Source organism: Mycobacterium sp. NGS57 (assembly GCF_059812405.1).
The window spans coordinates 99,686-109,852 of record NZ_JCALCP010000003.1; the positions used below are offsets into that span (position 1 = coordinate 99,686).

Below are 10,167 nucleotides of genomic sequence, written 5' to 3' on the forward strand. Positions count from 1 at the left end.
GCCGAATGGCCGCGGCGCCCGTGGCGGCGCACAATCGATAGGGTCATCGTGTTGGTCTCCTTTTGCGACAGAGAGTTCGATGGATGCGCACATCTTCTTGACGACTCCCGCGCAAGAAAGGTGACCCTTGAGCGCACCACAGGATCTGGTAGACCTCGCCCAGCGGTTCGACGCGGATCGTCGGCACCTGAGATCGGTCGCGTTTCAACTGCTCGGCTCGGGGGCCGACGCCGACGACGCGGTGCAGTCGGCGTGGCTGAAGGCCAGCCGTTCGGACACCGCCGGCATAGCCAACCTCACCGGGTGGTTCACCACCATCACCGTCCGCGCGGCGATCGACCAACTCCGGGCGCGCGCGCGGCGCGCCGAGCAGTCCCTTGCCGATCCCGACGAGCTGGACCGGCTCGCCGCGACGGCACCGCCCGCGGATGAGGCCGCGCTGCTGACCGACTCGGTCAGCGACGCGATGCTCGTGGTGCTCGACCGGCTGTCACCCGGGCAGCGCGTCGCATTCGTGCTCCACGACGTGTTCGCCATGCCGTTCGAGGAAATCGCCGGCCTGCTGGGCAATTCGCCCGCGGCCGCGAAGAAGCTCGCCAGCCGGGCGCGGGGGCGGCTGCACAGCCGCCCGTCCGCCCCGCCGGGCCGCGCGGCCGAGCTCGTCGCCGTCGTGGAGGCGTTCCTCGCGGCGTCGCGCGGCGGCGACATCACCACGCTGCTCCAGCTACTCGCCCCCGACGTGGTCCGCCGGGTCGACCCGGGGCTGGTGCCCGGGGACGTGCCGACCGAGCTGCGCGGGGCCCGCCGCGTCGCCGAGGAGACCCGCCGCTTCACCCGGCGCGCGCGGGCCGGCGTCGTCGTGCTCATCGACGGCGCGCCCGGCATCGCGATCGCGCCGCGCGGGCACGCGGAGATCCTGCTGCGGATCGGCGTGGGAGCCGACAACCGCATTCACACCGTCGACATCACAGGGGACCCCGGCACCCTGCGCCGGGTCGCGCTCGCGCTGCCCGCACCGCCTCCCGAGCGGCCAAGGGAGCACCATGCCTGCTAGGCCGTTCGGGCGGCGCAGCCTGCTGCGGGGCGCCGGTGCGCTCACCGCGGCCTCAGTGGCCTCCATGGCGCCCTGGGAGGGCGGCTGCGCCCCCGACGACGACGCGCTGACGTTCTTCTTCGCGGCCAACCCCGAGGAACGCGACGCCCGGATGCGCATCGTCGACGAATTCCAGCGCCGCCGTCCCGAGATCAAGGTACGGGCGGTGTTGTCCGCGCCCGGCGTGATGCAGCAGCTGTCGACGTTTTGCGCCGGCGGCAGATGCCCGGACGTGCTGATGGCGTGGGACCTGACCTACGCCGAACTGGCCGCCCGCGGGGTGCTGCTGGACCTCAACAGCATGCTCGCCCACGATCGTGCCTTCAGCGCGCAACTGGCGTCGGACGGCATCGCGCCGTTGTACGACGCCTTCACCTTCGACGGCGGCCAGTACGCGCTTCCGGAGCAGTGGTCGGGCAACTACCTGTTCTACAACACACGGCTTTTCGCCGACGCCGGCGTGCCCTCGCCGCCCAGCGCGTGGGACCGGCCCTGGACGTGGGCCGAATTCCTCGACACCGCAACCGCTCTCACCAAGCGGGACGGATCCGGTCGTACCACCCAGTGGGGATTCGTCAACGTCTTCGTTTCCTACTATTCGGCCGGCCTGTTCGCCATGAACAACGGGGTGCCGTGGTCCACCCCGCTGAAGAACCCGGCCCACTTCAACTTCGACCACGACGCCTTCATCGAGGCGGTGCAGTTTTACGCCGACCTGGCAAACAAGCACAGGGTGGCGCCCAACGCGTCGGACGTGCAGTCGATGTCCACGCCGGATCTGTTCGCGGCGGGCAAGGCCGCGATCGCACTCGGCGGTCACTGGCGCAACCAGACGTTCATCCGCGCCGAAGACCTGGATTTCGACGTCGCCCCGCTGCCGGTGGGACCGCGCCGGCACGGGCAGCCCGCCCGCTCCAACATCGGCTCCACCGGGCTGGCCATCTCGTCGAGCAGCCAACGCAAGGAGCAGGCATGGGAATTCGTCAAATTCGCGACCGGACCCGTCGGGCAGGCACTGATCGCTGAATCCAGCCTCTTCGTGCCGGTGCTGCGGTCCGCGCTCGGCTCGACCGGATTCGCCGCGGCCCACCACCGCGTCGGCAACCTCGGTGTGCTCACCGACGGCCCCGCGCACTCCGACGGGTTGCCGGTCACCCCGGCATGGGAGAAGATCGTGGCGCTGATGGACCGCAACTTCGGACCGGTGCTGCGCGGGTCCCGCCCGGCGACGTCGCTGGCGGCGATGTCGCCCGCCATCGACGAGGTGCTGCGCAGCCCATGACATCCGTTGCCCGCCACGGGTCCAACCGCTCCGGCCCCTCACGACGGCGCGCCCGGGCCGGTCGCCTGTTCGTCGCGCCCAACCTGGCCGCCGTCGCGGTGTTCATGCTGTTCCCGCTCGGATTCTCGCTGTACATGAGCTTCCAGCAGTGGGACGTCTTCCGGCCCCCGAAGTTCGTGGGCCTGAAGAACTTTCAGGAGCTGTTCACCTCCGACCCGCTGTTTCTCATCGCCATCCGCAACACGGTGATCTTCACGGTCGGCACCGTCGCGCCGACCATCGTCATCAGCCTGGTGGTGGCCGGGGTATTGAACCGAAAGGTCAAGGGGATCGGCGTCTTTCGCACCATCGTCTTTTTGCCGCTGGCCATCTCGTCGGTGGTGATGGCGGTCGTGTGGCAGTTCGTCTTCAACACCGACAGCGGGCTGCTCAACATCATGCTCGGCTGGGCCGGGATCGGCCCCGTCCCATGGCTGGTGGACCCCAACTGGGCGATGTTCTCGCTGTGCCTCGTCAGCGTCTGGCGCGCCGTGCCGTTCGCCACCGTCATCCTGCTGGCCGCGATGCAGGGGGTACCGGAAAGCGTCTACGAGGCGGCCAGAATCGACGGTGCCGGGGAGATCCGGCAGTTCGCCTTCATCACGGTGCCGCTGATCAGGGGAGCGATGTCGTTCGTCGTGGTGATCTCGATCATCCACGCGTTCCAGGCGTTCGACCTGGTCTACGTCCTCAACGGCGCCAACGGCGGCCCGGAAACCGCGACCTACGTGCTGGGCATCATGCTGTTCCAGCACGCGTTCTCCTTCCTGGAATTCGGCTACGCGTCGGCGCTGGCGTGGGTGATGTTCGCCATCCTGCTGGCGTTGACGGTGGTGCAGCTGCGCCTGACCCGGCAGCGATCCTTGGAGGCCTCGCATGGGCTCGGCTGAGCGGGTGTTCGCGCGCAACGTGTTTCGTGCCGTCGGGGTCTACACCGCGCTGCTCGCCATCGCGTGGTGCTGGCTGTTCCCGATCGCCTGGGCGTTGTCCGGCTCGTTGAAGCGGGAAGGCGAGGTGAGCGAACCGAGGTTGCTGCCGGCCCACCCGCGGTGGTCGAACTACACCGAGGTCTTCACGCTGATGCCGTTCGGGCGCATGTTCTTCAACACCGTGCTGTACGCGGGTTGCGTCACCGCGGGGCAGGTCTTCTTCTGCTCGCTGGCCGGGTATGCGTTCGCGCGACTGCAATTTCGCGGCCGCGACACGCTGTTCGTGCTGTACCTGGGCACCCTGATGGTGCCGCTGACGGTCACGGTGATCCCGCAGTTCATCCTGATGCGAACGGCGGGCTGGGTCGACACCCCCTGGGCGATGATCGTGCCGGGCTTGTTCGGCAGCGCGTTCGGCACCTACCTCATGCGGCAGTTCTTCCGCACGCTCCCCGGCGATCTCGAGGAGGCGGCAATCCTGGACGGCTGCTCCCCGTGGCAGATCTACTGGCGCATCCTGCTGCCGCACGCCCGCCCGGCGGTGATGGTGCTCGCGGTGCTCACCTGGGTCAACGTCTGGAACGACTTCCTGTGGCCGCTGCTGATGCTGCAACGCAACAGCCTGGCGACCCTGACGCTGGGCCTGGTCCGGCTGCGGGGCGAATACGTCGCGCGGTGGCCGATCATCATGGCGGCCTCGATGCTGATCATGGTGCCGCTCGTCGTCATCTACGCCGCCGCCCAGCGCTCCTTCGTCCGTGGCATCGCCGTGACCGGAATGAACGGATAGCGATGGCCTCGGTGAGTTTCGAGCGTGCGACGCGGCGCTATCCGGGGTCGGACCGCCCGGCCCTGGATGGCCTCGACCTGGACGTCGGGGACGGCGAGTTCGTCGTGCTGGTCGGACCATCCGGATGCGGCAAGACGACCTCGCTGCGGATGGTGGCCGGTCTGGAGACGCTGGACTCCGGACGCATCCGCATCGGCGAACACGACGTCACCGGTGTCGATCCCAAGGATCGCGACGTAGCGATGGTCTTCCAGAACTATGCGCTCTACCCGCACATGACCGTGGCGCAGAACATGGGGTTCGCCTTGAAGATCGCCAAGACCCCCAAGGCAGAGGTCCGCGAGCGGGTGCTGGCGGCTGCCAAACTGCTTGACCTGCAACCGTATCTGGACCGCAAGCCCAAAGACCTCTCCGGTGGGCAGCGCCAGCGGGTGGCGATGGGGCGCGCGATCGTGCGACGCCCGCAGGTGTTCTTGATGGACGAGCCGCTGTCGAATCTCGACGCCAAGCTGCGCGTGCAGACCCGCAACCAGATCGCCGCGCTGCAACGGCGTCTTGGCACCACCACGGTCTACGTCACCCACGATCAGGTGGAAGCCATGACCATGGGGGACCGCGTGGCCGTGCTGTGCGACGGCGTGCTGCAACAGTTCGCGGCGCCCCGCGAGCTCTACCGCGATCCCGCCAACGTCTTCGTCGCGGGATTCATCGGATCCCCAGCGATGAACCTGTTCACCCTGCCGATCACGGACGCATCGGTGTCCCTGGGGGATTGGACCATCCCGGTGCCGCGGGAGATCTCCGGGACGGCGCGCGAAGTCGTCGTCGGGGTACGTCCCGAGCACTTCGCGCTGGGTGGTATCGGCGTCGAGATAGAGGTTGACGTGGTCGAGGAGTTGGGCGCGGACGCGTACCTGTACGGACGAATCACCGGCTCCAACAAGGTCATCGATCAGCCCGTCGTGGCCCGCGCCGATGGCCGCCACCCACCGGAGCGGGGCTGCCGCGTGCACCTGCGGCCCGAGCCCGGACACCTGCACTTCTTCGGCGTCGACGGCCTGAGGATCACATGAGCACCTTCGCAACGGCGGGCGCCGAACGTGGAGGTGGCGGGCCAGAGCGCCAACGTTTCCCCAACAGTCGACGTTGGGCGCCGGAAGGACTAGCCGATCGCCTGCAGCCTGCGCTGCACGCGGGCGATGTCACCCTGGGACGGCAGCTCGTCGGTGACGTACGTGATCGCCACCCCGACGTCGGCCGCGCTGATCGACCGGCATTGACGCACAATCAGTTCTCTTGTAATAGCGGTGATCTCGTCATTGGATACGCGCCGATGCGACAAAGCCGTCGGCGGCACATAGCCGGCGCGCACAAAAGCGACGATGCTCGACACCCAATGGGACAGGTCCATAACGTCCACCTCGCTCACCGCTGCGTATTAGCGGCGGTTAGCAACCTATCAGCGGTAGCGCCATCAGCCTGGTAAGACAACGCAGTTACTTACAACTATTTATGAATTTTTCAGTCTTACTCCCGAATCCTTAGTGCTTTAACAATTTCGAATAGCTCCCGGGCGGGCGCGCCCTAACGGCCTTTAGCCGCAACGCTTCCCCTACTATTGCCGGGTGCCAGATCGCTACGGAACCGATATCCTCGCCGCGGGCCGGCGCAAACCCCGCTCGACCGAGCAGCCGGCGGAGCCCGGCCTGGTGGTCGAGGACGCGACGAGCGGCTACGTCGGAGCGGTGGTGCGCGTCGAATACGGTCGAGTCGACCTGGAAGACCGGCACGGCCACGTCCGCGGCTTTCCGCTCGGTCCCGGCTACCTGATCGACGGCCGCCCGGTGATCCTCACCGCCCCTCACCGCCCCGCGCCGAAAGCCAAGGGCAGGACCGCTTCCGGCTCGGTCGCGGTGTCAGGTGCCCGCGCCAGGGTCGCGCGCGCCAGCCGGATCTACGTCGAGGGCCGCCACGACGCCGAACTGATCGCGCAGGTGTGGGGGGAGGACCTGCGCATCGAGGGTGTCGTCGTCGAACACCTCGGCGGCGTCGACGATCTGGTGGGCATCGTGGCGGAATTCGCACCGGGCCCGGGCCGCCGGCTGGGCGTGCTCGTCGACCACCTCGTCGCGGGCTCCAAGGAGGCGCGGATCGCCGACGCGGTGCGCGACGGGCCCGGTGGGGCCGACACCTTGGTGGTGGGGCACCCCTATGTCGACATCTGGCAGGCCGTCAAGCCGCACCGGCTGGGCCTCGCGGCCTGGCCGGACGTTCCGCGGCACATCGAGTGGAAGCACGGCGCCTGCACGGCGCTGGGCCTGCCGCACGCCAACCAGGCCGACATCGCCCGGGCCTGGCGGCGCATCCGCTCGCGGGTGCGCGACTGGAACGATCTGGAACCGGTCCTCATCGGCCGCGTCGAGGAACTCATCGACTTCGTGACGCAACCGCCGGGATCCTGAACCGGACGTGCCTTCCCGCGCTAGCGAATGCGTCCGCAGGAGAGCGAGGCCCTGCTGGCCAACGGCCCGGCGCGCTGACACCGGGCGGGAGGCAGCGGCGCGGTCAGGCGCCTTTGCGGGCGTCGGTCCCGGCCGCCGACACGATGTGGGCAACCAGCTTGCCGCCGCGGACGACCTCGATCGTCTGGCCCGCCGCCACCTCGTCGAAGTAGCGCCCGGCACGCTTTCTCAGCTCGTCGAGCCCTACCCGGCGACCGGCGTCCGCAGGCAGCGGCGTCGTCGTCGAGGCACCGGCCGACACGATCCGCGCCAATAACTTCCCGCCACGGACGACATAGACCGTCTCGCCGGACGCGACCCGGTCGAAGCACCGCCCGGCACGCGTTCGCAGTTCCTCGAGCCCGACCCAGCCACCGGCGTGGGGTGGTGGGACTTGGACGGATCGCGCGGGGATCGGAGCCACCCTCCAGTCGCCTACGGGCGCGATTTGTGCCACCAACTTGCCACGACGGACGACTTCGATCGTCTCGCCGGCGGCAACCCGCTCGAGATACGCGCAGGCGTCACTCCGGAGTTGGCCTAGGCCAATCACTTCCGGCATGTCGCTCCGATCTCTGTCGTTCGCCGGCCGGCCGCGGGCTGTCGAGCCAGGGGCACACTTCGACGCACCGAAGCGGTCAGCTTGTCGCATGTCGTGTCAGTATATGACTGTACGTGCGGTCAGTGTCAATGGTCCGGCCGGGCTGGGCGACGATCGGGGGAGTTGCGGGGCGAGCGTTCCCACCGCCGACAGTCCCGGGCCTGTCCCCCAATGGTGCTGTGGATCAGCCGGATTGAAACGCAGCACAGAAAACTCAGACCCGAGTCAACGGGGCGGGGCCAGCATGTCCTTCCAGCCGTCGTCCCCGGTCTTGGTCGAGTTTTCGACCGCGTACCTGACCCCGTCGGGCCCCAGGAGTTCACCGCTCTGTGGGCTGTAAACGACCGCGGGCGGGTTGCTAGGTGTGTAGACGCAGGGATTGGGCTGCTGGCCATTGCACTCGACGGTCCCCGATCCCGGCCGCTGCAACGGATCGCTGACGGGGGGCGGCGTCCCCGGCACCCTGTCCGAGGGCGCCGGGTTCATGCCGTTGTTGATCGACGGCGCCGGGATCACCATGCCCGGCCGCACCGACTGATCGCAGCGCGCCGCGGGTGCGGGACACGTCAGGATCTGGTTCGGGTCTCCGTACCACGGGTTGGTTCCCAGCGGGACATACGGTTTCGAGTCGCGGCACTCGCGCGGCGTCGCGGCGCGCTTGCCGGGGACATCTACGCAGGGAAGGTTGCGTGCCCCGCGCACGGCGTTGGCCGGAGTGTCCTGCGGGATCTTGCAATAGGTTCCGGACGGCATGGCCGCCAGGCTGGTATCGGCGGGTGACCGCCATTCCGGCGCCGGGAGGAACCCGGTCAGGCACGGCGGGGGCTGGTTGATCGTCAGCGAGGTGCCCAGCGAGGCGTAGCCCGGGAAGGGCGCCACTACCGTCTGGCCTTCCGACGCTCCCTGCGGATAGGCGACCAGCAATTGCTCGATGCCCTTGTGGTAGCGCTTGAGCATCTCCAGCACGATCTCGACGTTCGCCAGTGTCTGCGGAAGCGATTCGCGGACGTCGCCGAACACGGTGTTGACCTGGTCGGCGGTCGGTGCCGCCTGCGTCAGGATGCTTCGCACGTGCTGGTCGTTTCCGGCACTCTGCTCGGCCAGGGTGTCCAGGTTGTGCGACCAGCGCTCGATCGAGTCACCCGAATCGACCTGGCTGTCGATGATCGGCCCGGAATTCTGGATGATGTCATTGACATCGGAAATGTTCGTCTTGAGGTCGCCGGCGATCGCCTGCGTCGCATCGACCAGGCGCTGCAGGGCGGGTCCCAAACCCCCTACGGCCTGGGCTGTTTCGTCGAGCAGCGAGGCGATCTTGTCCTTGGGCAGCGCGGCCAGCCCGCGGTTCGCGGCATCCACCGCCGGCCCGATCTCGGTGGGCACGGTGCCACGGGTGATGGTCTGTCCCGGGGCGAAGTACTTGCCCGGGTTGCCGGGTGACACCAGGTCCAGATACTGCTCACCGACCGCCGACACCGAATGCACGTTGGCCGAGGCGTCAATCGGGATCTTGTAGCGGTCGGCGATCCGCATGGTCACCCGGGCGCCCGACTCGGTCGGCTCGACGGCGGTTACCGTACCGATCGTTTCGCCGCGATAAGCCACGTTGGCCGTCTCGTACAGACCGCCCGACGCGGGCAGGTTTGCGTTCAGGGTGTACTGGCCGATCCCTGCCGCGGTGGGAATCTGCAGGTAATATCCGCCCAGCACCACCGCCGTGATCGCAGACAGGATGCCGAACAGGATCAGCTGGCGCTTGATGAAGGGTGTCAGCATTGCCTGTCCGCCCTTTCCACGAGCGGGCCGCCCGGCACGTCGTTCGGGTTCGGCGTGTACCGGACGTCGGGGATCATCGTTTCGGGGTCACGACCCCACGCTTGTTCGAGCGCGCGCAGCGCTCCGGAGAATCCCGTCCCGGTGAGGACCGCGTTGTCGACGGCGCTGAGTGTCAGGTCGAGCGTCAGCGACAGGTTGAAGTAGTCGCCGCGGAACGCCTTGGGCACCGCGTCGATGTCGAAGGGCCGCACGATGATCAGCTTGAGTGCGCGGATCAGATATGGCGCGCCACGGCCGAGTTCGCGCAACGGGCACTGCAGCGCCAGCAGGTCTTCGTGGAGGTCGTTCCGCGAGGCGGACAGGTATTGGTCCGCAACCTGGCCGAGCCGTCCCGTCGCCTCGACCGCGTTGATCAAAAGGTTCTGCTTGTCGGCGAAATGCTTGAGCAGTGGGGGGAATTCGGTGAGGACCCGATCCAGAACGTCCGAGCGTGGGCCCACGTACGCCAACAGCCGGTTAGTGGAATCGATGGCTCGGGTGATGTCGGCCCGCTGTTCGTCGAGTCGGGCGGTGAAGGTGTCCAGCTTGCCGAGGAAGGCACGGATCTGGTCGGCCCGCCCGTTGACGACGTTGTACACCTCGTTCTGCAGTGTTTCGAGGTTCGGGATGTTGCCTCCGCGCAAGATCATGGCGAGACTGGCCAGCGTCTGCTCGGTCGTGGGATATGCGGACGCATGTTCCAGCGGGATGGTGTCGCCGTCCTTGAGTAGCTCCGGGGACGGATGGGGGGGCGCGGCCAACTCGATGTGCTGAGAACCCAGGAGGCTGGTCTGCCCGATCTTCGCGGTCGCGTTTTTGGGTAACTTGACGCCTTTGCCCAGGCGCAGCGTCAGCGTCGCGACCCAGTTTTTCAGCTGGATCGCGCGCACCGTGCCGACAAAGACATCGGCCACCCGCACCCGGCTGTTGTCGTTGAGGGCCAGGGTGTCGCGCAACTGCACGTAGACGGTGTAGGACCCGGGCCCGCTGCCCGGGCCGCCGGGCATCGGTACGTTTGCGATCCCGTGCCACTGCGCGCACGACGTCAGCGCCACGGCGACAGCCAGTAGCGCTACTCCGTGCCGCGCTCGGTATCGGACCCGAATAGCCAAGGTGC

At 67.9% G+C, this 10,167-nt stretch carries 10 protein-coding genes; 6 read left to right on the forward strand and 4 right to left on the reverse strand.

Annotated elements, in window-relative coordinates; all coding sequences use genetic code 11:
- Positions 1-127: 127 nt before the first annotated feature.
- The 5 genes from AC5Y43_RS06825 to AC5Y43_RS06845 are packed head-to-tail and all read left to right on the forward strand — an operon-like array spanning position 128 to position 5,206.
- On the forward strand, positions 128-1,054 hold the full coding sequence (locus AC5Y43_RS06825; protein ID WP_499970663.1) for a sigma-70 family RNA polymerase sigma factor: 927 nt from the start codon (positions 128-130) through the stop codon (positions 1,052-1,054).
- The gene (locus tag AC5Y43_RS06830) at positions 1,044-2,375 is read left to right on the forward strand and encodes an ABC transporter substrate-binding protein (protein WP_499970664.1); all 1,332 of its coding nucleotides are present in this window, start codon (positions 1,044-1,046) and stop codon (positions 2,373-2,375) included. The genes AC5Y43_RS06825 and AC5Y43_RS06830 overlap by 11 nt, the downstream gene beginning before the upstream one ends.
- On the forward strand, positions 2,372-3,304 hold the full coding sequence (locus tag AC5Y43_RS06835) for a carbohydrate ABC transporter permease (protein WP_499970665.1): 933 nt from the start codon (positions 2,372-2,374) through the stop codon (positions 3,302-3,304). The genes AC5Y43_RS06830 and AC5Y43_RS06835 overlap by 4 nt, the downstream gene beginning before the upstream one ends.
- A complete protein-coding gene (locus tag AC5Y43_RS06840) occupies positions 3,291-4,133 on the forward strand; it encodes a carbohydrate ABC transporter permease (protein ID WP_499970667.1) in 843 nt (280 codons plus the stop codon). Before AC5Y43_RS06835 ends, AC5Y43_RS06840 begins: the two co-directional genes overlap by 14 nt.
- 2 nt (positions 4,134-4,135) lie before the next feature.
- On the forward strand, positions 4,136-5,206 hold the full coding sequence (locus AC5Y43_RS06845) for an ABC transporter ATP-binding protein (RefSeq protein ID WP_499970669.1): 1,071 nt from the start codon (positions 4,136-4,138) through the stop codon (positions 5,204-5,206).
- 89 nt (positions 5,207-5,295) lie between these two features.
- Here AC5Y43_RS06845 and AC5Y43_RS06850 read toward each other — a convergent pair whose 3' ends face one another.
- Positions 5,296-5,544 carry a DUF3349 domain-containing protein gene (locus AC5Y43_RS06850; RefSeq protein WP_499971500.1) on the reverse strand — a complete coding sequence of 83 codons (249 nt, stop codon included), beginning with the start codon at positions 5,542-5,544 and terminating at the stop codon, positions 5,296-5,298.
- Between the two features lie 214 nt (positions 5,545-5,758).
- On the opposite strand from AC5Y43_RS06850, the gene AC5Y43_RS06855 reads away from it, so the two are divergent.
- On the forward strand, positions 5,759-6,595 hold the full coding sequence (locus AC5Y43_RS06855; protein WP_499970671.1) for a DUF3097 domain-containing protein: 837 nt from the start codon (positions 5,759-5,761) through the stop codon (positions 6,593-6,595).
- A 103-nt stretch (positions 6,596-6,698) separates the two neighbouring features.
- Here the strand turns inward: AC5Y43_RS06855 and AC5Y43_RS06860 are convergent, their stop codons facing one another.
- The 3 genes from AC5Y43_RS06860 to AC5Y43_RS06870 all read right to left on the reverse strand — a co-directional run bounded on the left by AC5Y43_RS06860 (position 6,699) and on the right by AC5Y43_RS06870 (position 10,162).
- On the reverse strand, positions 6,699-7,058 hold the full coding sequence (locus AC5Y43_RS06860) for a hypothetical protein (protein ID WP_499970673.1): 360 nt from the start codon (positions 7,056-7,058) through the stop codon (positions 6,699-6,701).
- Positions 7,059-7,460: 402 nt separating this feature from the next.
- Positions 7,461-9,011 carry an MCE family protein gene (locus tag AC5Y43_RS06865; protein WP_499970675.1) on the reverse strand — a complete coding sequence of 517 codons (1,551 nt, stop codon included), beginning with the start codon at positions 9,009-9,011 and terminating at the stop codon, positions 7,461-7,463.
- Positions 9,005-10,162, reverse strand: coding sequence for a virulence factor Mce family protein (locus AC5Y43_RS06870; RefSeq protein WP_499970677.1), 1,158 nt, complete (start codon positions 10,160-10,162; stop codon positions 9,005-9,007). Before AC5Y43_RS06870 ends, AC5Y43_RS06865 begins: the two co-directional genes overlap by 7 nt.
- Positions 10,163-10,167 lie beyond the last annotated feature (5 nt).